The organism is Pseudomonas sp. GM79, from assembly GCF_000282495.1.
GTDB lineage: Bacteria > Pseudomonadota > Gammaproteobacteria > Pseudomonadales > Pseudomonadaceae > Aquipseudomonas.
The window spans coordinates 1-20,981 of sequence record NZ_AKJE01000037.1 but is presented as its reverse complement, the minus strand read 5'-3'; the positions used below and the strand labels follow the sequence as shown (position 1 = coordinate 20,981).

Here is a 20,981-nt window from a genome sequence, read left to right as displayed (position 1 = left end):
GGGGTGTCTGACTATAATGGCGCGCTTCCATTTTCCCGCTCGGGAGCCCCCGCGATGCTGCGTATCAGCCAAGAAGCTCTGACCTTCGACGACATTCTTTTAGTGCCCGGTTATTCCGAGGTTCTTCCTAACGAAGTCAGTCTCAAGACCCGCCTTACCCGTGGCATCGAGCTGAATATTCCACTGGTTTCTGCTGCCATGGACACCGTTACTGAAGCCCGCTTGGCAATTGCCATGGCTCAGGAAGGTGGCATCGGCATCATCCACAAGAACATGACCATCGAGCAGCAAGCTGCCGAAGTGCGTAAGGTCAAGCGGTACGAGGCCGGAGTGGTCAAGGACCCGATCACCATCGAGGCTGATGCCACGGTTCGTGAACTGTTCGAACTCACCCGCCTGCACAACATCTCCGGCGTACCGGTGCTGCACGATGGCGACCTGGTCGGCATCGTCACTTCCCGTGACGTGCGTTTCGAAAACCGCATGGACGCCTCCGTCCGTGAAGTGATGACGCCTAAAGAGCGTCTGGTCACGGTCAAGGAAGGCGCCAACAAGAACGATGTGCGCGAACTGCTGCACAAGCACCGCATCGAACGCGTACTGATCGTCGACGACAAATTCGCCCTCAAAGGCATGATGACCGTCAACGACATCGAAAAAGCCAAGGCTTACCCGCTGGCCAGCAAGGACGATCAAGGTCGTCTGCGCGTTGGCGCTGCAGTCGGTACCGGTAAAGACACCGGTGACCGCGTAGCTGCCCTGGTTCACGCAGGCGTTGACGTGGTAGTGGTCGACACTGCTCACGGTCACTCCAAGGGCGTGATCGACCGCGTTCGCTGGGTCAAGCAGAACTTCCCTGAAGTGCAGGTCATCGGCGGCAACATCGCCACCGGCGCTGCCGCCAAGGCCCTGGCCGAAGCCGGCGCTGACGCAGTCAAGGTCGGTATCGGCCCTGGCTCGATCTGCACCACCCGTATCGTCGCCGGTGTCGGCGTCCCGCAAATCAGTGCCATCGCCAACGTTGCCGCTGCCCTCGAAGGCACTGGCGTTCCGTTGATCGCCGACGGCGGCATCCGTTTCTCCGGTGACCTGTCCAAGGCCATCGTTGCCGGTGCCTCCTGCGTGATGATGGGCTCGATGTTCGCCGGTACTGAAGAAGCGCCGGGCGAGATCGAACTGTTCCAGGGCCGTTCGTACAAGGCTTACCGTGGCATGGGTTCGCTGGGCGCCATGTCCCAGGCTCAAGGTTCCTCCGACCGTTACTTCCAGGACTCCTCGGCAGGTGCCGAGAAACTGGTTCCGGAAGGCATCGAAGGGCGTGTTCCGTACAAGGGCACCCTGAGCGCCATCATCCATCAACTGATGGGCGGCCTGCGTTCTTCCATGGGCTACACCGGCAGCGCCGACATCGAAGAAATGCGCACCAAGCCTGAGTTCGTGCGGATCACCGGCGCCGGCATGGCCGAGTCCCACGTTCACGACGTGCAAATCACCAAAGAAGCGCCAAACTACCGCGTAGGTTGAGGCTTCAAGCAAATCGTTAAGCAACCGGGGCTGTTCTATTCAGCCCCGAGTTGTTTCTGAATCACGACTGTTTCTGAATTATCTAGACGAGACTGAATCATGGCCCTCGACATTCACGCTCACCGCATCCTGATCCTCGACTTCGGTTCCCAGTACACCCAGCTGATCGCCCGCCGCGTGCGTGAAATCGGCGTGTACTGCGAACTGCATCCGTTCGACATGGACGACGAAGCGATTCGCGAATTCGCTCCAAAAGGCGTCATTCTCGCCGGCGGCCCCGAGTCCGTGCACGTAGCCGACAGCCCGCGCTGCCCGCAAGCGGTGTTTGACCTGGGCGTACCGGTCTTCGGTATCTGCTACGGCATGCAAACCATGGCTGAACAGCTGGGTGGCAAGGTCGAAGGTTCCGAGCTGCGTGAGTTCGGTTATGCCCGCGTTGACGTGGTCGGCAAGAGCCGTCTGCTCGATGGCATCGAAGACCATATCGACGCCGATGGCCTGTTCGGTCTCGACGTGTGGATGAGCCACGGTGACAAGGTCACCAAGATGCCGGAAGACTTCCACATCCTGGCCAGCACCCCGAGCTGCCCGATTGCCGGCATGTTCAACGATGCGCGCGGCTACTACGGCGTGCAGTTCCACCCGGAAGTGACCCACACCAAGCAGGGCGGTCGCATCCTCTCGCGTTTCATCCTGGACATCTGCGGCTGCGAAGCCCTGTGGACACCTTCGAAGATTGCTGAAGACGCCATCGCCCAGGTCCGCGCCCAGGTTGGCACCGACAACGTATTGCTCGGCCTGTCCGGCGGCGTTGACTCCTCGGTGGTTGCCGCGCTGCTGCACAAGGCTATCGGCGACCAGTTGACCTGCGTCTTCGTCGACAACGGCCTGCTGCGCCTGCACGAAGGCGAGCAAGTGATGGCCATGTTCGCCGAGAACATGGGCGTCAAGGTGATTCGCGCCAACGCTGAGGACCAGTTCCTCGACAATCTGGCAGGCGAAAGCGACCCAGAGAAGAAGCGCAAGATCATCGGCCGTACCTTCATCGACGTTTTCGATGCCCAGTCCAACAAACTGGATAACATCAAGTACCTCGCCCAAGGCACCATTTACCCGGACGTGATCGAGTCGGCTGGCGCCAAAAGCGGCAAGGCCCACGTGATCAAGTCGCACCACAACGTGGGCGGCCTGCCGGAAGAAATGAACCTCAAGCTGGTTGAACCCCTGCGCGAACTGTTCAAGGACGAAGTCCGTCGTCTGGGCCTGGAACTCGGCCTGCCGTACGACATGGTCTACCGTCACCCGTTCCCGGGCCCGGGCTTGGGTGTGCGAATCCTCGGTGAAGTGAAGAAGGAATATGCCGACCTGCTGCGTCGCGCCGACCACATCTTCATCGAAGAGCTGCGCAAAGCCGACTGGTACCACAAGGTCAGCCAGGCGTTCGTGGTGTTCCAGCCGGTGAAATCGGTTGGCGTGGTTGGCGATGGCCGTCGTTACGCCTGGGTCGTTGCCCTGCGTGCCGTGGAAACCATCGACTTCATGACCGCGCGTTGGGCTCACCTGCCTTACGAACTGCTGGAAACCGTCAGCGGCCGGATCATCAATGAAATCGAAGGCATCTCCCGCGTCACTTACGACGTGTCGAGCAAGCCGCCGGCGACGATTGAGTGGGAGTGATCCCGCGCAAGCCTTGATGGTTTGATCGCGAGAAAAAAGGCCCCGTGAACGCGAGTTCACGGGGCCTTTTGCGTTTCAGCGCCGCGCCACATCCGAAAAGTAGAACTTATCCAGCGTATGCCGCGACTCGGTGTACTCGAACTGCCGGCCATCCTGCAAAAACGTCTGATTACTGACCACGATCACATGGCTCTGGCCGTCGAGGTCCAGGTGTTGCTGGTCGTCCTTGCTGCGGGGCACCGCTTCGATGGTGCGCTGGGCGTAGGCGATCTGCAGTTGCAGGGTCTGCTCGATGAAGGCGTAGATCGATTGCTCGGCGATGTCGCGGGACAGACCGGGAATCACGTCGCTGACGAAATGGTTGATGTCGAGGATCACCCGTTTGCCATCAATCCGCCGCACGCGTTTGATCCGCGTGATCAGGCTGCCTTCTGCAGCCTTGATGTGTTCGAGCAGCGGGCCTTCGAGGGGGATTTGTGTGAACTCGACCACCTCGGTGCTGACGTCGTTTCCCAGCCGCGGGTAGGTTTCCTGGAAACTGACGATGCCGCCCAGTTGAAACTCGATCGGGTTGGTCGACAGCACGAAGGTGCCTTTGCCGTGGACTTTCTGGGCGAAGCCGCGCTCCTGCAATTGCTCGATGGCCTTGCGCACGGTGCCGCGGCTGGCCTGGTAGCTGTCCATCAGTTCGGTTTCGGACGGCAATCGGGCGCCGCGTTCCAGACGTTCGGTCGTGATGCTGGCAAGCAGATCGCTGTAGATCTGGTTGTATTTACTCATGGGGATGGCTCTGTGCCGCGCTGTGCTCAAGGTTTTGAACCTTAAGGGCAGGGTAGGGGTTTGTCCATGCGGGTTTAGGTTTCTTCGACTTTTGAGGTAGGAAATATCGCCGCTTGTCGGGTTCAGGATAAACAAAACCAAACTCGTCTGTACGAGTTGTTGCAATAACTCGTACAGACGAGTACTTTTCGCTTCGGCGTGCTGCCAATAACAAAAAACTACAGCGGAAGAATAAGCATGAGCCACGACTATCCGAATATCGTCACTGAGCTGCTGCACAGCCTCGGTGGCAGCGATAACCTCGAGCAGGCCGCGCATTGCGTCACACGGCTGCGCCTGGCCCTCAAGGACCCGAGCCTGGTCGACAGCGCCACGCTGAACCAGATCGATCTGGTCAAAGGTTCGTTCTATACCGGCGGCCTGTTCCAGGTAGTCATCGGCCCCGGTGAAGTGGAAAAGGTCTACGCCGAGCTGCGTCGACAAACCGGTCTTGCCGTTTCAACCATCGCCGACGTTAAACAGAAAAGCGCCGACAAGATCCACCCGATGCAGCGATTGGTGCGGGTGTTTTCCGACGTGTTCATGCCGATCCTTCCGGCGCTGATCATTGCCGGCCTGCTGATGGGCATCAACAACCTGATCGGTGCCAAGGGCATGTTCATCGAGGGCAAGACCCTGCTGGACGCCTACCCTAAGCTTGACGGGCTCTGGAGCCTGATCAACCTGATGGCCAACACCTCGTTCGTGTTCCTCCCAGCACTGGTGGGCTGGTCGGCGGCCAAGCGCTTTGGCGGCAGCGAAATCCTTGGCATCGTGCTTGGCCTGATGCTGGTGCACCCGGATCTGCTCAACGCCTGGAACTACGGCAAAGCGGTGGCGGGGTTGGAGGGGCAGAGCCTGCCGTACTTCGACATCCTGGGTATGTTTCAGATCGAGAAGGTCGGTTATCAGGGGCAAATCCTGCCGATCCTGATGGCGGCCTATGTGATGAGCGTCATCGAAAAATGGCTGCGGGCGCGGGTGCCTAACGCCGTGCAATTGCTGGTGGTGCCGATCACCACCATCGTTGTCACCGGCGTGCTGGCGCTGGCGGTGATTGGCCCGGTGACCCGCCATCTGGGGATTCTCATCACTGAAGGCGTGGTGACCCTGTTCGACCTGGCGCCCATGGTCGGAGGCGCAATTTTCGGCCTGCTCTACGCACCGCTGGTGATCACCGGCATGCACCACATGTTTCTCGCGGTCGATCTGCAATTGATCTCGACCCAGGGGGGCACCTTTATCTGGCCGATGATCGTCATGTCCAACCTCGCCCAAGGCAGCGCGGCACTGGCGGTGTTCTACATGACCCGCAGTGTGCGGGATAAAAGCATGGCCTCGACCTCGGCGATTTCCGCTTACTTCGGCATCACTGAACCGGCGATGTTCGGGGTCAACCTGCGCTACAAATTTCCGTTCTATGCGGCCCTGATCGGCTCGGCCCTGGGCTGCATCTTCCTGTCGCTGAATAAGGTCCAGGCCTCGGCGATCGGCGTCGGCGGCTTGCCCGGATTCATCTCGATCATTCCGCAGTTCATTCCGATGTTCGTGGTCGGGATGGTGATTGCCATGGTCGTGCCGTTTGTTCTGACTTGCGGGTTGAGCATGAGGATTGTTCGGCCCGGGTATCGGGTTGCCTGACAGATCGCATTCGCGAGCAAGCCCGCTCCCACAGTTGACCGCATTCCAATGTGGGAGCGGGCTTACTCGCGAAGAGGCCCCCAAGGCCAGTACAAAACTTACTGAAGGAATCCCGCCATGCAAGACTGGCAACGTTCGGTGATCTATCAGATCTACCCGAAGAGTTTTCACAGCCACGCCGGCAACCCCACGGGGGATTTGCTCGGCGTCGTGGCCAAGCTCGATTACCTGCACTGGCTGGGTGTCGATTGCCTGTGGATCACGCCGTTCCTGCGTTCGCCCCAGCGTGACAACGGTTACGACATCAGCGATTACTACGCCATCGACCCAAGCTACGGGACCATGGCCGATTGCGAATTGCTGATCGCCGAGGCCGGCAAGCGCGGGATCAAATTGATGCTCGACATCGTGGTCAATCACACCTCGATCGAACACACCTGGTTCCAGCAGGCCCGCAGCAGCCTCGACAACCCTTACCGCGATTTCTACATCTGGCGCGACCAGCCGAACAATTGGGAATCCAAGTTCGGCGGTTCGGCCTGGGAGTACGAAGCCCAGACCGGTCAGTACTACCTGCACCTGTTCGACCACACGCAGGCCGACCTGAACTGGGACAACCCCAAGGTGCGCGCCGAAGTGTTCAAGATGATGCGTTTCTGGCGCGACAAAGGCGTGGGCGGTTTCCGTCTGGACGTGATCAACCTGATTTCCAAACCGGCGGATTTCCCCGAGGACAACAGCGACGGTCGGCGCTTCTACACCGACGGCCCGAACGTCCACGAATACCTGCAGCAGATGCACCGTGAAGTGTTCGAAGGCCATGACCTGATCAACGTCGGCGAGATGTCGTCCACCAGCCTGGAACACTGCATTCGCTATTCGCGGCCGGAGTCGAAAGAGCTGTCGATGACTTTCAATTTCCATCACTTGAAAGTTGATTACCCGAACCTGCAAAAGTGGGTTCGCGCCGATTTCGATTTCCTCGCACTCAAGCGCATCCTCTCAGACTGGCAGACCGGCATGCAGGCTGGCGGCGGCTGGAACGCGTTGTTCTGGTGTAACCACGACCAGCCGCGTGTGGTCTCGCGTTTTGGTCACGACGGCGAACATCGGGTGGTATCGGCGAAGATGCTCGGCACGGCGCTGCATTTCCTGCAGGGCACGCCGTTTGTGTATCAGGGCGAAGAACTGGGCATGACCAATCCGGGGTTCGATCACATCGATCAGTACCGCGATGTCGAAACCCTGAACATCTTCCGGCTCAAGCGCGAAGCCGGTAGCAGCGACGTCGACAACATGGCGGCGATCATGCAGAAGTCCCGGGACAACGGTCGCACGCCGATGCACTGGAACACCGAGCCGAACGCTGGTTTCAGCGCGGTCGAACCCTGGATCGGCGTGCCGGCCAACGCGGCGCAGATCAACGTCGCTCACCAGCTCGACGACCCGGATTCGGTGCTGCATCACTATCGACAGTTGATTGCGTTGCGCCGCAGTGAAACGTTGATGTCCGACGGCGTGTACCGGCAGTTATTGCCTGAGCACACACGGATCTGGGCCTACGTGCGTGAAGGCCAGGGCGAGCGTTTGCTGGTGCTGAACAACTTCTACGGCACGCCGTGCGAAGTCGAACTGCCGCCAGAAGTGATCAACGAATCGATGGTGCAATCTCTGGTCATCAGCAACTACCCGGACTGCCCGCCGCGCAATCGGCAGGTGTTTCTACGGCCCTATGAGTCGTTCGTTCTGCGCCTGACTGACCACTAAAAAACACTAATTCAAAAAACACGCAGAACGCTGCGCGGGGGAGTTTTGCGCGCCGATTTTGCTGCATCACACAATAAAAATAATGAGGTGGTTCTTGAAAACAACAATAAATCGCAGCCTTGTAGCGGCGGGCGTGTGCCTGGCGTTACCGTTATCGGCCCATGCGCTGGAGTTCGCCGGCTATGTGCGTAGCGGTGTCGGCACCTCGGTCAACAGCAGTTCGCAGTCATGTTTTCAATTGCCGGGTGCGCAGTCGAAATACCGCCTCGGCAACGAATGCGAACAGTATGCGGAGCTGGAGTTGCGTCAGGATCTGTTCACACTGGACGACGGCTCGGTGCTCAGTGTCGACGGCATGGCCTCGCTGTATAACCAGTACGACCGCAGCCTGACGTTCAACGGCGACAACGGCTCGGTGCGCATGCCGCAGTTGTATGCGCAATGGTCGAACATGCCCAGCCTCAACGGCGGTTCACTGTGGGCCGGTCGGCGTTACTACAAACGGAACGATATCCACATTTCCGACTTCTACTACTGGAACCAGAGCGCCACCGGCGGCGGTATCGAAGATGTGCTGATCGGTGATCTGAAGTACAGCTACGCCTTCTCGCGCAAGGACAACCTGTACCAGAAGGACTACATCAACCGTCACGATTTCAACGTCGCCGGCTTCGATATCAACCCTGGCGGTGAACTGGAATTCGGCCTGAGTTACATCGACAAACCCGACAGCCGCGACGCTCACCACGGTTGGGCAATTACCACCCAGCATGTGCAGAAGGGCTTTCTGGGCGGCAAGAATAAACTGGCCTTTCAGTACGGCGAAGGTCCCGGTACCGGGTTGGGTTATACCGGTAACGTGAGGCTGGACGACAGTAGTAAAAGCTATCGCGTGGTGGAGTTCTTTGATTGGCAAGTGACGCCGCGTTTCGGCGGGCAGGTCGAAGCGGTCTACCAGAAAGACATTCGCCCGGACGGCGCCGACCAGAACTGGATTTCCCTTGGAATTCGCCCGGCGTATGCGATCACCGAGCAGTTCAAACTGGTGACCGAACTGGGCCACGATCAGGTTGAAGCCACGGGCGGGACGCGCAAGCTGAGCAAGTTCACCTTCGCCCCGACCTGGTCGCCCAAGGGCCCGGATTTCTGGGCGCGCCCCGAGGTGCGTCTGTATTACACCTATGCCAGCTGGAACGAGGCGGCCAAACGGGCGGCCAATGAACTGGCGGCGGGTTCGGCGTTGTCCGACACCGGCGCCTTCGGCACGGCGCGACACGGTTCGAACGTCGGATTGCAGGTCGAGTATTGGTGGAAATAAACGCCGCATGACCCCGTAGGAGCTGCCGAAGGCTGCGATCTTTTGCCTTTAAAAGATCAAGATCAAAAGATCGCAGCCTTCGGCAGCTCCTACCAGGTACCGCGAGATCGCAAGCGTCTTTTATAAAGAACAAAACAGCAGGTGACGTCATGGCCACACCCCAACAATTGCAACTGCTGGCACCCTTGTCCGGCGTGCTGATGCCGCTGGATCAGGTGCCCGATCAGGTGTTTTCCAGTCGCGTGATCGGCGACGGTCTGTGTATCGATCCGACTTCGGAAACCTTGTGCGCACCGCTGACCGGCGTGATCAGCAATGTGCAGGTCAGTGGGCATGCCGTCAGCATCACCGACGACAATGGCGTGCAGGTGCTGATGCACATCGGCCTCGATACCGTGAACCTGGCTGGAAAGGGTTTCACCCGATTGGTGGAGGAAGGTCAGCGGGTAATAGTGGGGCAGGCACTGATCGAGTTCGATGCCGATTACATTGCCTTGCACGCACGCAGTTTGTTGACCTTGATGCTGGTGGTCAGCGGTGAGCCGTTCACCTGGCTAGCGCCCGAAACGGGTGTGGTGGAAAGTGGCCAGCCGCTGCTGAGTCTGCATCCATCTGAAGTGACAGCTGATGGGCGGCTGCCGGAGGAGGGCGAAGCGCTGTTTTCCAAACCGGTGACGCTGCCCAACACCAACGGTTTGCATGCTCGCCCCGCAGCAGTGTTTGCCCAGGCAGCGAAAGGCTTTGCGGCGAGCATTTGCCTGCATAAACAGCAGGACAGCGCGAACGCCAAATCCCTGGTGGCGATCATGGCTTTGCAGACCACCCATGGTGACGTCCTGCAGGTCAGCGCGGCGGGCGCAGATGCCGAAGTGGCAATCAAGACGCTGGCCGAGTTGTTGGCCGCCGGTTGTGGAGAAGCCGTAACGGTGATGGCAGAGGTTGAGACAGTTGCCGCGCAGGCCTCATCGCTAACGGTGCTGCGCGGCGTCTGTGCATCGCCGGGGTCGGCGTATGGCCAGGTGGTGCAGATTGCCGAGCAGACCCTCGAGGTGAGCGAGTCAGGCGTCAGCCCTCAGGTTGAGCGTGAGCACCTGTCCCGAGCGCTGGCTAAGGCGGTTCTGGCCTTGCAGCAGTTGCGAGACAAGGCCACGGGTGACGCCCAGGCAGACATCTTCAAGGCTCATCAGGAACTGCTCGAAGACCCTGGCCTGCTGGATCAGGCTCTGGCCCTGATTGACGCAGGCAAAAGCGCCGGTTTCGCCTGGCGTGCGGCCACCGAGTCGACGGCCACCTTGTTCAAAAAACTGGGCAATGCCTTGCTGGCCGAACGGGCCGCGGATTTGGCTGACGTCGGTCAACGGGTACTCAAGCTGATTCTCGGCGTGGAGGATCGTGCAATGGAGTTGCCGGACGGGGCGATTCTGATTGCCGAGCAACTGACGCCCTCCCAAACGGCCGGCCTGGATACGCGCAAAGTACTCGGGTTCGCGACGGTCGGTGGTGGTGCGACCAGCCACGTGGCAATTCTCGCGCGGGCCGCTGGCCTGCCGGCGATCTGCGGCTTGCCGGTTCAGGTGCTGACACTGATCAATGGCACCCGGGTGTTGCTCGATGCCGACAAGGGTGAACTGCAGCTGGATCCCGAGCTGGCTGCCATTGAGCAGTTGCAAGCCAATCGTCAGCTGCAAAAGAAACGCCAGCAATACGAGCTGGAAAATGCAGGACTGGCCGCCTGTACCCGCGATGGGCATCACTTTGAAATCACCGCCAATATCGCGTCCTTGGCCGAAGCCGAACAGGCCATGGCGCTGGGCGGCGAGGGCGTCGGTTTGTTGCGTTCGGAGTTTCTTTATCTGGATCGCAACCACGCGCCCAGCCATCACGAACAGGCCTCCACCTACAGCGCCATTGCCCGCGCCCTTGGGCCGGCGCGCAATCTAGTGGTGCGCACCCTGGATGTCGGCGGTGACAAACCCTTGGCCTATGTGCCGATGGAGCGCGAAACCAACCCGTTCCTGGGCATGCGCGGCATTCGTTTGTGCCTGGAGCGTCCGCAACTGTTGCGCGATCAGTTCAAGGCGATCCTGAGCAGCGCCGGGATGGCTCGCCTGCACATCATGCTGCCGATGGTCACGCAATTGTCGGAACTGCGGCTGGCTCGCCAACTGCTGGAAGAAGAAGCGCTGGCATTGGGCCTGACTGAACTGCCGAAACTGGGGATCATGATCGAAGTACCGGCTGCGGCGCTGATGGCTGACCTGTTTGCGCCCGAAGTGGATTTCTTCTCCATCGGCACCAACGACCTGACCCAGTACACCCTGGCCATGGACCGCGATCACCCACGGCTGGCCAGTCAGGCCGACAGTTTTCATCCTTCGGTATTGCGCTTGATCGCCACCACCGTGAAAGCCGCCCATGCCCATGGCAAATGGGTCGGAGTATGCGGCGCCCTGGCTTCGGAAAAACTGGCGGTGCCGCTGTTGCTGGGGCTTGGCGTGGATGAGTTGTCGGTGAGCGTGCCGTTGATTCCGGCGATCAAAGCGGCGGTTCGCGAAGTGGATTTGCTGGAATGCCAAGTCATCGCCCAGCAAGTGCTGGGGCTGGAAAGTGCCGAGCAGGTACGCGAGGCATTGCGGCGGCACCACGAGGCGACGGTCGATACTTCACTGGTTCTGGAGAACTGAGCATGTTCGAGAAAATGCAGCGGGCGTTCTGGAAAGCGTTGACGCCGGATCTGGTGGTAGACGAGCCGAAAGTAGTGGCTCAGCCAGTTGGCGGTTTGGCCGCGAATATCGTCGCCGCGCTTGGCGGAGTGGATAACCTCAAGTCGCAACAGCCAGTGGCGCTGACCCGAGTGCGGGTGGAATTGCGGGATGTGGCGCGGATGGATCGACAGGCTTTGGCGGTGGCGGGGGTGCCGGGGGTGATGACGCTGGAGGATGGGGTTGTTCATCTGATCACGGGTCTCCAAGCGTAACCGACCGTGGCGAGGGGCTGCCTGTGGCGAGGGAGCTTGCTCCCGCTGGGTCGCAACGCGACCCTTCTCCCGACGCAGCCCCCGTAGGAGCTGCCGAAGGCTGCGATCTTTTGATCTTGCTTTTGTGGCGAGGGGGCTCGCCCCCGTTCGACTGCGCAGCAGTCGCCAAACCAAGCACCGCGGAATGTCTGACAAAACCGGATTGCTGGTTTTGGGGCTGCTGCTCAACCCAACGGGGGCAAGCCCCCTCGCCACAGACAACCCCCAGTCATAAATGTCGGCCGCTGCTACTCCGAAGGCCGAGCCCGCAACCGCCGCCCAATCACATCCAGCACATCACAGCCATCGCGCAACGGAATGGCGCAGAGCAAGGCGAAGTCGCTGAGTATCGTCGAATCACACTCGACTGAGCCGCGCATGGACAGGTTCTCAAGCACCTGAGTGACTGCACGAATTCGATAGCTGGCGGCGTCGGTCAAAATATCGAGCGGCGCGTGGGTATCGACGAACAGGGTGGGCATGTCGGTGCAGTTGCTGGTGAGCGCCATGAAGCGGCTTTTGGGGTGGGGCATTGGTTTTTCGTAGGGTGGGTCTGGCGTTAGCGTCGTCATTTGTAATTTCCATGAGTATGAATATGAGCTGCCAACGCACCCTCCTACAGGTTTGGGTGGCAGCCATGCGCAGGAGTAGGAGTACCGAGCACTCATGAACCTCGGCCACGCCGAAGCGTGTCCTGCGCACAGCCGCCGCGAACGATCTTACGGACACGAATTAAGCGCCGCAATCAAACGACAAAGCTGTTGCACCATGAGAGAGGGCTCCTACACCCTGCCACTGCATTCGCAGTGACAGCCAAAGACTATCGATGGAACGCATTTCACACCAGTTCATGGAATCCGCTACGACTTGAAGGAAACTTCCGATGACGTTGCCCAGAAATTTCGTAACCTGTAAGACCGCCTTCGCGGGCAAGCCTCGCTCCTACGGAATCGAGGCAGACCGCTAAATATGAGAACGACTTTAATCCTGTAGGAGCGAGGCTTGCCCGCGATTGAGCGCGAAGCGGTCATAAAATCTATCTGCCTCAGAGATAACAGGCCTTACCTGGCGCGGAAAATCAGGCGCGGGGACTTTGCGGGGGATCGATCAGGAAAGAAGTCGGGAAAGGTGGAAATGGATGTAGGGCGATTCGCTGATTGGCGGCGACTCAGTAACGATCAGCTAAACGGCCCCAAATTCTGCAATCGCATTGCATCAGACATGTCGCGCGAGGCCGAAAAGATCGCAGCCTTCGGCAGCTCCTACAGGGTGTACGCCGATCAAATGTAGGAGCTGCCGAAGGCTGCGATCTTTTAAAGGGTTCACCACCGGCTGTGACCATCCGCCGCGCTGCCCTTACTGTTTCTCAACCGCAGGTGTATCGTATTCGCCTTTTGCAGGCCCCGCGCCTGTGGCTGATACGTGAGGTAGTTGAGTTCATGTCCTTTACCCGTCGACAAATACTCGGTGGTCTGGCCGGTCTTGTGGTGGTTGGCGTGGGGGCCGGTGGCGCGTCGCGTTACTGGCTGGGCAAAATGGCCGACGCTGACGCCGGCCACGACTATGAGCTGATCGCCGCACCGCTGGACGTCGAGCTGGTGGCCGGGCACAAGACCCCGGCCTGGGCGTTCGGCCCGTCGGCGCCGGGTACCGAGTTGCGCGTGCGTCAGGGCGAATGGCTGCGGGTGCGTTTCATCAACCACTTGCCGGTGGCGACCACCATTCACTGGCACGGCATCCGTCTGCCGCTGGAGATGGACGGCGTGCCGTATGTCTCGCAATTGCCGGTGCTGCCGGGTGAGTACTTCGACTACAAATTCCGCGTACCCGACGCCGGCAGCTACTGGTATCACCCGCACGTTAACAGCAGCGAAGAGCTCGGTCGCGGATTGGTCGGCCCGCTGATTATCGAAGAGCGCGAGCCCACCGGTTTCAAATACGAAAAAACCTTGAGCCTCAAGAGTTGGCACGTCGATGAAGAGGGCGCTTTCGTAGCGTTCAGCATTCCTCGCGAAGCGGCCCGTGGCGGCACGGCGGGGGGCTTGTCGACCATCAACGGCGTCTCACAAGCGGTGATCGACTTGCCCGCCGGGCAGATCACTCGCGTACGGTTGCTCAACCTCGACAATACGCTGACGTACCGCCTCAACATTCCTGGCGTCGAAGCGCAGATCTATGCTCTGGACGGCAATCCGATTGAACCGCGCCCACTGGGCAAGGAATACTGGCTGGGTCCTGGCATGCGTATTTGCCTGGCGATCAAGGCGCCGCCGGCCGGTGAGGAACTGTCCCTGCGCAATGGCCCGGTACGCCTGGGCACCTTCCGTTCAGTGGCCAATACCGATGCGCCAACCGAGTGGCCGCCAGCGCTGCCCGCCAACCCGGTGGCCGAGCCGGATCTGGCCAATGCCGAGAAACTCAACTTCAATTTTGAATGGGTAGGCTCGGTGTCGGTCAATGTCGAAAACGGCAAGCCGCCAAGCCTGTGGCAGATCAACGGCAAGGCTTGGGACATCACCGACAAGACCTGTGCCGACCGACCGATTGCCAAGCTCGAGAAGGGCAAAAGCTATATTTTCGAATTGAAGAACATGACTCAGTATCAACATCCGATCCACCTGCATGGCATGAGCTTCAAGGTCATTGCCTCGAACCGGCACAAGGTCATCCCGTACTTCACTGACACGTACCTGTTGGGCAAGAACGAGCGTGCGCAAGTGGCGTTGGTGGCGGATAACCCCGGGGTCTGGATGTTCCACTGCCATGTGGTCGACCACATGGAAACCGGCCTGATGGCCGCCATCGAGGTGGCGTGATGCGTCAGATTCGCCCCGCAGCGATTATCGACCGCAGCCGTGATCGTGATTTCATGCGCGAAGCCCTGACCCTGGCCGCCGAAGGTGCGGCGCTGGGTGAAGTGCCGGTGGGCGCGGTGCTGGTGCAGGACGGTGAAATCATCGGGCGCGGTTTCAATTGCCCGATCAGCGGCAACGACCCCAGCGCCCACGCCGAGATGGTCGCGATTCGCGCCGCGGCCCAGGCCGCCAGCAACTATCGCCTGCCGGGCAGCACGCTCTACGTGACCCTGGAGCCGTGCAGCATGTGCGCCGGGCTGATCGTGCATTCGCGGATCGCGCGGGTGGTGTATGGCGCGCTGGAACCCAAGGCCGGGATAGTGCAGAGCCAGGGTCAGTTCTTTACCCAAGGCTTTTTGAATCACCGGGTGTTGTATGAAGGCGGGGTGTTGGCGGAGGAGTGCGGCGCGGTGTTGAGCGAGTTCTTCAAGGCCCGTAGAGCCAAGTCAGCAGACTAAAACACCAATCCAGTGTGGGAGCGGGCTTGCTCGCGAATGCGGTGGGTCAGTCAACATCTCTGTTGAATGTTAAACCGCTTTCGCGAGCAAGCCCGCTCCCACAGGGGGATCTCCATTGGTAGTGAGATCGGGTTTTACTTGCGGGCGACGATGACGGCACGCATCGGCGCCGGCAGCCCTTCGATGGTTTTGCTGTGATCCTGCGGATCAAGGAAATCGCTCAACGACTGATACTTCATCCACTCCGTCCCGCGTTGTTCCTCGACCGTGGTCACGCTCACATCCACGCAACGCACGTCTCTGAAGCCTGCGCGGCGCAGCCACAATTCCAGTGCCGGCACCGAAGGCAGGAACCACACGTTACGCATCTGCGCATAACGGTCTTCCGGCACCAGCACCTGCTGTTGATCGCCTTCGATCACCAGCGTCTCCAGTACCAGTTCACCGCCCTTGACCAGGCAATCCTTCAGCGCCAGCAAATGCTCGATCGGCGAGCGGCGGTGGTAGAACACACCCATGGAAAACACCGTGTCGAAGCCTTCCAGATTCGGCGGCAGGTCTTCGAAAGGGAATGGCAAGTGCCAGGCATTGGGCTCGGACAGGTAGCGCTGCACAGCCTGGAACTGGCAGAAGAACAGCCAGTTGGGGTCGACGCCGATCACGCTGTCGGCCCCGGCGCCGAGCATGCGCCACATGTAGTAGCCGTTGCCACAGCCGACATCGAGGATGCGTTTGCCTTTCAGGTCCAGGTGCGGAGCTACCCGGGACCACTTCCAGTCCGAACGCCATTCAGTGTCGACATGCACGCCGAACAGGTCGAACGGACCTTTGCGCCATGGCGATAAACCCATCAGCGCAGTGCGCATTTGCGCACGGGTTTGGTCGTCGCAATCAGTGTCCAGTTTCAAGCCATTCAACAAGTCGACTTCGCTTGGCTGAATCTTCGGCAACGCGTCCAGCGCGCTCTGCCAGCGTTCCAGGTCGCCGTGACCTTTTTCCATTTTCTTGTCGAGTTGCGCTTGCAGGGTGTTGGCCCATTCGGCCAGCGGAGTACCGGCCAGGCGGCGGGCGAGGGGGGACAGATCAATCATGGCAAGGCAATCAACGAGGCAAAGTTAAGACACTGGAACCACGGCACGACTTTCGAGAACCCGGCGGCCAGCAGGCGTTCGCGGTGTTCTTCGAGGCTGTCGGGCTTCATGACGTTTTCGATGGCACTACGCTTCTGGGCAATTTCCAGTTCGCTGTAGCCGTTGGCGCGTTTGAAGGCCACGTGCAGGTCGGTGAGCAGCGCATGTTCTTCGGGGTCGTTGAAGCGCAGCTTCTCCGAGAGGATCAGCGCGCCACCGGGCACCAACGATTGGTGAATGCGCGAGAGCAACGCGGTGCGCTGGTCCGGGGCAATGAATTGCAGCGTGAAGTTCAGCGCCACTACCGAGGCTGGCTGGAATTCCAGGGCAAGGATATCGCCCTCGATCACTTCCACCGGCAGCAACTCCTGGAACATCGAGTCCTGGCCGTTGAGGTACTCACGGCAACGCTCGACCATGGCTGCGGAGTTATCCACAGCGATGACGCGGCAGCCCTCGGTGCGCACGTGACGGCGCAGGGCCTGAGTCACCGCGCCGAGGGACGAGCCCAGGTCGTAGAGCACGCTGTTGGGCTGGGCGAACTGCGCGGCGAGCACGCCGAGGTTTTCCACGATGGTCGGATAACCCGGCACCGAGCGCTTGATCATGTCCGGGAACACCCGCACCACGTCCTCGTTAAAGGCGAAGTCAGGCACCTGGGTCAAAGGCTGGGCGAAAAGGCGATCGGATTCTTTGCTCACGGCGGTTCCAGCGGCATGGGTGGAAAAGGCTGGCATTTTAGCCAAATTGACGGGGGGATGCTTGGGTTGTCTGATAAAGCGCAAATCAAAAGATCGCAGCCTTCGGCAGCTCCTACAAGGGATTGCATTCCAAAGTAGGAGCTGCCGAAGGCTGCGATCTTTTAATCGGTTGAACGCGGTTTCTGGGTGAACGCCGACGCCGCAATCCCCCATTGCCCCAGCCAGTAGCTGAGGATGATCACATAAGGTGCTGCGTTGAACGGTGATACAAACCGGTTAATGCCGATCACGCTGTCAGAAAACACAAACGCCACCGCGCCCGCCGCCGCCAGCAGCGCCGAGCGTTTGGGCACGTCGGTGCCGAGTCGGGCCAGGGCGCGCCAGAGCATCGCGCTGATGGCCAGGCCATAAACGATTACCGGGACCAGTAACGGACCCAAGCCATTGGAAATCAGAATCCCCAGCAGCACAGCGCCCACGCTCAGCGCGATGATCAACGGCAACAGCGCCAGACGCCGGCAATCGCTCAAATAAGCCTTCAGATACGCCAAATGCGCGACCAGAAACGCCCCAAGGCCAAACACGAACAAATCCCCCGGCCATGCCAGCAACACGTCGCCGATCAGGGAGAAAATCAGCCCCAGGCTGATCCAGCGTCGATAGTCACTGGGCGGCGCATCATGCAACCAGCCGAGCAGGGCCAGCACCGGTAAAGGTTTGACCAGCAGGCACAGCAGCGCCGCATGGGTGCTCACCCCATAGAGAAACGTCACCGCGCCCATCAGCGCCAGAATCAGCCAGCCCATGATCAGTTAACCGCGATGGCGCAGTCGAAGGTTTTCACCGCCGGTACTTCGGGTGCCCACGGCTGTGAATACGTCAGCCGCAAGCGGCCAGTGCCGGTGGCAAAGGCCTGAAAGCGCCAGGTGGAAATACCCGCGCTGCCGACGACCCCGGCATCTTCCGGGTTGCTGTAAACCTCGGGGCTGAGCGCACGCAACACGCCACCGGCCGAATCCTGGATCGCCCAGCGGTAACCCGTGGTCGGGTTGCTGGGCAGGGTCAGGATCAGGTTTTGCCCGTTGTTCAGTTGCACCGGGCATTCGCTTTGTTTTTCCACGGTCACGTTGTGTTTCGGTTGCGTGGCGCAAGCGCTCAGCAGGGCGAGGGCGAGGGGGATAAACAGGCGGGTGGGGGACATTAGTCAGCGGCTCCGGCATTCACGACGAACGGCGAGCATAACTGAAGATGAGACAAAGTGTGACGGTCGAACCGGGGCAGGCGAAGGTTTGGAGGCGTTAGTACCGACGCCTTCGCGAGCAAGCCCGCTCCCACAGGTTCATCGCAATCCCCGTGGGAGCGGGCTTGCTCGCGAAAGCGGCCGCATGAGCACTACATCATTATCAGAAGAGAATCTTCGCCACATCCGCAAAGCGCTTGGCAAAGTGCACGGTAATCCCTTCCTTCAGATAATCCGGCAGTTCTTCAAAGCTTCCACGATTAGGCTCGGGCAGAATCAACTCGAAAATCTTCTGCCGCCGCGCTGCAATCACCTTCTCGCGCACACCGCCAATCGGCAGGACATGCCCGGTCAGGGTCAGTTCGCCGGTCATGGCCACGCCTTTTTTCGGTGGCTGGTTGCGGGCCAGGGACAGCAGGGCGCTGGCCATGGTCACGCCGGCGCTCGGGCCGTCTTTCGGCGTGGCGCCTTCCGGTACGTGGAGGTGAACGAAGGCTTCGTCGAAGAATGTCGGATCACCGCCAAATTGCTTCAGATGGGAGCTGACGTAGCTGTAGGCAATTTCTGCCGACTCTTTCATCACTTCCCCCAGTTGCCCGGTGAGTTTGAAGCCACGGTTGAGGGTGTGAATGCGCGTGGCTTCGATCGGCAGGGTCGCGCCGCCCATGCTGGTCCAGGCCAGCCCGGTGATCACGCCGATGCCGGACAGCACTTGTTCGTTGCGGAACACCGGTCGGCCGAGTGAGGCTTCCAGGTCTTTCGGCCCGAGCTTGATCACCGCTTTCGGTTCGTCGAGCAACTTCATCACGGCCTTGCGCACCAGTTTGCCGAGGTTTTTTTCCAGCTGCCGCACCCCGGCTTCACGGGCGTAGCCGTCGATCAAGGCTTTCAATGCGTTGTCGCTGATGCTCAGGCTACCCTTGGACACGCCGGCTTTCTCAAGCTGTTTCGGCCACAGGTGACGCTTGGCGATCGCGACTTTTTCTTCGGTGATGTAACCCGACAGGCGAATCACTTCCATCCGGTCCAGCAACGGGCCGGGAATCGAATCCAGGGTGTTGGCGGTGCAGACGAACAGCACTTTCGACAGGTCCAGGCGCAAATCCAGGTAATGGTCGAGGAATTCGACGTTCTGTTCCGGGTCGAGGGTTTCCAGCAGCGCCGAGGCCGGATCGCCCTGGTAGCTCTGGCCCATTTTGTCGATCTCGTCGAGCATGATCACCGGGTTCATCACTTCGACGTCTTTCAACGCGTGGACGAGTTTGCCCGGTTGCGCGCCGATGTAGGTGCGGCGATGGCCCTTGATCTCGGCTTCGTCGCGCATGCCGCCGACGCTGAAGCGATAGAACGGCCGGCCGAGGGATTCGGCGATGGATTTGCCGACGCTGGTCTTGCCCACGCCCGGCGGGCCCACCAGCAACACGATGGAGCCGCTGATCTCGCCTTTATAGGCACCGACCGCGAGAAATTCGAGGATGCGGTCTTTGATGTCATCAAGGCCGGCGTGGTGTTTGTCCAACACCTTGCGCGCGTGTTTGAGGTCGAGTTTGTCCTCGCCGTACACGCCCCACGGCACTGAGGTCGCCCAGTCGAGGTAGTTGCGGGTCACCGCGTATTCCGGTGAGCCGGTCTCGAGGATCGACAGCTTGTTCATTTCCTCTTCGATGCGTTTCTGCGCCTGAGGCGGCAACACCTTGCCCGTCAGACGTTGCTCGAACTGCTCGATGTCGGCACTGCGATCATCCTTGGTCAGGCCCAGCTCTTGCTGGATGACCTTGAGTTGTTCCTTGAGGAAGAACTCGCGCTGATGCTCGCCGATCTTGCGGTTCACTTCGGCGGAAATTTCTTTCTGCAGGCGCGCGACTTCGACTTCCTTGCGCAACATCGGCAGGACTTTTTCCATGCGCTTGAGCATCGGCACGCAGTCGAGCACTTCTTGCAGCTCGCTGCCAGTGGCCGAGGTCAGGGCGGCGGCGAAGTCGGTCAGCGGTGACGGGTCGTTGGGGCTGAAGCGGTTGAGGTAGTTCTTCAGCTCTTCGCTGTACAGGGGGTTGAGCGGCAGCAGTTCCTTGATCGCGTTGATCAGTGCCATGCCGTAGGCCTTGACCTCATCGGTCGGCTCGGTGGGCTGATGCGGGTATTCGACTTCCACCAGGTACGGCGGGCGATGGTGTTTGAGCCAGGTTTTGATGCGTACGCGGCTCAGACCCTGGGCGACGAATTGCAGTTTGCCGTTTTCGCGACTGGCGTGGTGGACTTTGACCAGGGTGCCGTATTCCGGCAGGGCTTTGGTGTCAAAGTGGCGCGGGTCTTCCTGGGGAGTGTCCATGAAGAACAGGGCCAGGGAGTGGTGGTCGGATTGACTCACCAGTTCGAGGGTTTCGGCCCACGGCTCTTCGTTGACGATCACCGGCAGTACTTGCGCCGGGAAGAAGGGCCGGTTGTGGATGGGGATGATGTAGACCTTGTCCGGCAGGTTCTGGCCAGGCAGGGCGAGGCCTTTGCCGGTGGAGTGGTGTTCGGTGTTGTCTGTTTCGGCGTATTCGCTCGTGTCTTCAGGGAATTCTTGCTGGTCGGTCATGGGGCACCTGCGCAATAGGGTATGGGTCTTAGATGGGGCAGGTGGGGGGTGGTTTCAATGGGCCAGGATATTTCAGCTTGTGTGTTCAGGGTTTTGACAGGTGCTTGGACTTGGCGGCCTTTGGGCCGACCATGCTTTGGTTGGGTTGTGTGCATATCCGTTGCTGCGGTAACGGCGACTTAGGGTTTCGCCCTTACGGCGACTCCCTTTGGCAAACGCCCCAAAGGAAGCAAAGGTCTTCGCCCCAAGCGTCC

16 protein-coding genes are annotated in these 20,981 nt (G+C 59.9%); 9 read left to right on the top strand and 7 right to left on the bottom strand.

Annotated elements, in window-relative coordinates:
• Positions 1–54 precede the first annotated feature (54 nt).
• Both guaB and guaA read left to right on the top strand, forming a co-directional pair.
• On the top strand, positions 55–1,524 hold the full coding sequence (guaB, locus tag PMI36_RS18095; protein ID WP_008070940.1) for an IMP dehydrogenase: 1,470 nt from the start codon (positions 55–57) through the stop codon (positions 1,522–1,524).
• A gap of 99 nt (positions 1,525–1,623) precedes the next feature.
• Positions 1,624–3,201: a glutamine-hydrolyzing GMP synthase gene (guaA, locus tag PMI36_RS18100; protein WP_007903619.1), complete on the top strand. Its 1,578-nt coding sequence runs from the start codon at positions 1,624–1,626 to the stop codon at positions 3,199–3,201.
• A 75-nt stretch (positions 3,202–3,276) separates the two neighbouring features.
• Here the strand turns inward: guaA and treR are convergent, their stop codons facing one another.
• Positions 3,277–3,981, bottom strand: a complete 705-nt coding sequence (gene treR, locus PMI36_RS18105) for a trehalose operon repressor (RefSeq protein ID WP_008014686.1) — start codon at positions 3,979–3,981, stop codon at positions 3,277–3,279.
• 237 nt (positions 3,982–4,218) lie between these two features.
• Here treR and treP point away from each other — a divergent pair, with 237 nt between their 5' ends.
• From treP to PMI36_RS18130, 5 genes are all read left to right on the top strand, one after another.
• Positions 4,219–5,661, top strand: coding sequence for a PTS system trehalose-specific EIIBC component (treP, locus tag PMI36_RS18110; RefSeq protein WP_008070938.1), 1,443 nt, complete (start codon positions 4,219–4,221; stop codon positions 5,659–5,661).
• A gap of 117 nt (positions 5,662–5,778) precedes the next feature.
• Positions 5,779–7,428: an alpha,alpha-phosphotrehalase gene (gene treC, locus PMI36_RS18115; protein WP_008070937.1), complete on the top strand. Its 1,650-nt coding sequence runs from the start codon at positions 5,779–5,781 to the stop codon at positions 7,426–7,428.
• 94 nt (positions 7,429–7,522) lie between these two features.
• Positions 7,523–8,746: a maltoporin gene (locus tag PMI36_RS18120; RefSeq protein WP_008070931.1), complete on the top strand. Its 1,224-nt coding sequence runs from the start codon at positions 7,523–7,525 to the stop codon at positions 8,744–8,746.
• A 149-nt stretch (positions 8,747–8,895) separates the two neighbouring features.
• Positions 8,896–11,430 (top strand): phosphoenolpyruvate--protein phosphotransferase, encoded by a 2,535-nt coding sequence (gene ptsP, locus PMI36_RS18125; protein ID WP_008070930.1) that lies wholly within the window; start codon positions 8,896–8,898, stop codon positions 11,428–11,430.
• A 2-nt stretch (positions 11,431–11,432) separates the two neighbouring features.
• Positions 11,433–11,723 carry a PTS transporter subunit EIIB gene (locus PMI36_RS18130; protein ID WP_008070928.1) on the top strand — a complete coding sequence of 97 codons (291 nt, stop codon included), beginning with the start codon at positions 11,433–11,435 and terminating at the stop codon, positions 11,721–11,723.
• Positions 11,724–12,010: 287 nt separating this feature from the next.
• Here the strand turns inward: PMI36_RS18130 and PMI36_RS18135 are convergent, their stop codons facing one another.
• A complete protein-coding gene (locus tag PMI36_RS18135) occupies positions 12,011–12,334 on the bottom strand; it encodes a hypothetical protein (RefSeq protein WP_008070927.1) in 324 nt (107 codons plus the stop codon).
• 867 nt (positions 12,335–13,201) lie between these two features.
• Here PMI36_RS18135 and PMI36_RS18140 point away from each other — a divergent pair.
• The gene (locus tag PMI36_RS18140) at positions 13,202–14,578 is read left to right on the top strand and encodes a multicopper oxidase family protein (protein WP_008070925.1); all 1,377 of its coding nucleotides are present in this window, start codon (positions 13,202–13,204) and stop codon (positions 14,576–14,578) included.
• Positions 14,578–15,075, top strand: a complete 498-nt coding sequence (tadA, locus tag PMI36_RS18145; protein WP_008070923.1) for a tRNA adenosine(34) deaminase TadA — start codon at positions 14,578–14,580, stop codon at positions 15,073–15,075. The genes PMI36_RS18140 and tadA overlap by 1 nt, the downstream gene beginning before the upstream one ends.
• 134 nt (positions 15,076–15,209) lie before the next feature.
• Here the strand turns inward: tadA and cmoB are convergent, their stop codons facing one another.
• The 5 genes from cmoB to lon all read right to left on the bottom strand — a co-directional run bounded on the left by cmoB (position 15,210) and on the right by lon (position 20,727).
• Entirely contained in the window at positions 15,210–16,166 is a 957-nt protein-coding gene (gene cmoB / locus PMI36_RS18150; RefSeq protein WP_008070921.1) for a tRNA 5-methoxyuridine(34)/uridine 5-oxyacetic acid(34) synthase CmoB, read from the bottom strand.
• Positions 16,163–16,942, bottom strand: coding sequence for a carboxy-S-adenosyl-L-methionine synthase CmoA (cmoA, locus tag PMI36_RS18155; protein WP_177319485.1), 780 nt, complete (start codon positions 16,940–16,942; stop codon positions 16,163–16,165). The genes cmoB and cmoA overlap by 4 nt, the downstream gene beginning before the upstream one ends.
• A gap of 125 nt (positions 16,943–17,067) precedes the next feature.
• Complete coding sequence (locus PMI36_RS18160; protein ID WP_008070909.1) at positions 17,068–17,712, bottom strand: lysoplasmalogenase; 645 nt, start codon at positions 17,710–17,712, stop codon at positions 17,068–17,070.
• Between the two features lie 2 nt (positions 17,713–17,714).
• Complete coding sequence (locus PMI36_RS18165; RefSeq protein WP_008070907.1) at positions 17,715–18,107, bottom strand: protease inhibitor I42 family protein; 393 nt, start codon at positions 18,105–18,107, stop codon at positions 17,715–17,717.
• A gap of 202 nt (positions 18,108–18,309) precedes the next feature.
• Positions 18,310–20,727, bottom strand: a complete 2,418-nt coding sequence (gene lon / locus PMI36_RS18170) for an endopeptidase La (RefSeq protein ID WP_008070906.1) — start codon at positions 20,725–20,727, stop codon at positions 18,310–18,312.
• Positions 20,728–20,981: the final 254 nt, after the last annotated feature.

Excerpts from the sequence above, each read along its gene's own strand:
- guaB (WP_008070940.1), top strand. The coding sequence starts at position 55 with ATGCTGCGTATCAGCCAAGAAGCTCTGACCTTCGACGACATTCTTTTA.
- guaA (WP_007903619.1), top strand. The coding sequence starts at position 1,624 with ATGGCCCTCGACATTCACGCTCACCGCATCCTGATCCTCGACTTCGGT.
- treR (WP_008014686.1), bottom strand. The coding sequence starts at position 3,981 with ATGAGTAAATACAACCAGATCTACAGCGATCTGCTTGCCAGCATCACG.
- treP (WP_008070938.1), top strand. The coding sequence starts at position 4,219 with ATGAGCCACGACTATCCGAATATCGTCACTGAGCTGCTGCACAGCCTC.
- treC (WP_008070937.1), top strand. The coding sequence starts at position 5,779 with ATGCAAGACTGGCAACGTTCGGTGATCTATCAGATCTACCCGAAGAGT.
- ptsP (WP_008070930.1), top strand. The coding sequence starts at position 8,896 with ATGGCCACACCCCAACAATTGCAACTGCTGGCACCCTTGTCCGGCGTG.
- PMI36_RS18130 (WP_008070928.1), top strand. The coding sequence starts at position 11,433 with ATGTTCGAGAAAATGCAGCGGGCGTTCTGGAAAGCGTTGACGCCGGAT.
- PMI36_RS18135 (WP_008070927.1), bottom strand. The coding sequence starts at position 12,334 with ATGACGACGCTAACGCCAGACCCACCCTACGAAAAACCAATGCCCCAC.
- PMI36_RS18140 (WP_008070925.1), top strand. The coding sequence starts at position 13,202 with ATGTCCTTTACCCGTCGACAAATACTCGGTGGTCTGGCCGGTCTTGTG.
- tadA (WP_008070923.1), top strand. The coding sequence starts at position 14,578 with ATGCGTCAGATTCGCCCCGCAGCGATTATCGACCGCAGCCGTGATCGT.
- cmoB (WP_008070921.1), bottom strand. The coding sequence starts at position 16,166 with ATGATTGATCTGTCCCCCCTCGCCCGCCGCCTGGCCGGTACTCCGCTG.
- cmoA (WP_177319485.1), bottom strand. The coding sequence starts at position 16,942 with ATGCCAGCCTTTTCCACCCATGCCGCTGGAACCGCCGTGAGCAAAGAA.
- PMI36_RS18160 (WP_008070909.1), bottom strand. The coding sequence starts at position 17,712 with ATGGGCTGGCTGATTCTGGCGCTGATGGGCGCGGTGACGTTTCTCTAT.
- PMI36_RS18165 (WP_008070907.1), bottom strand. The coding sequence starts at position 18,107 with ATGTCCCCCACCCGCCTGTTTATCCCCCTCGCCCTCGCCCTGCTGAGC.
- lon (WP_008070906.1), bottom strand. The coding sequence starts at position 20,727 with ATGACCGACCAGCAAGAATTCCCTGAAGACACGAGCGAATACGCCGAA.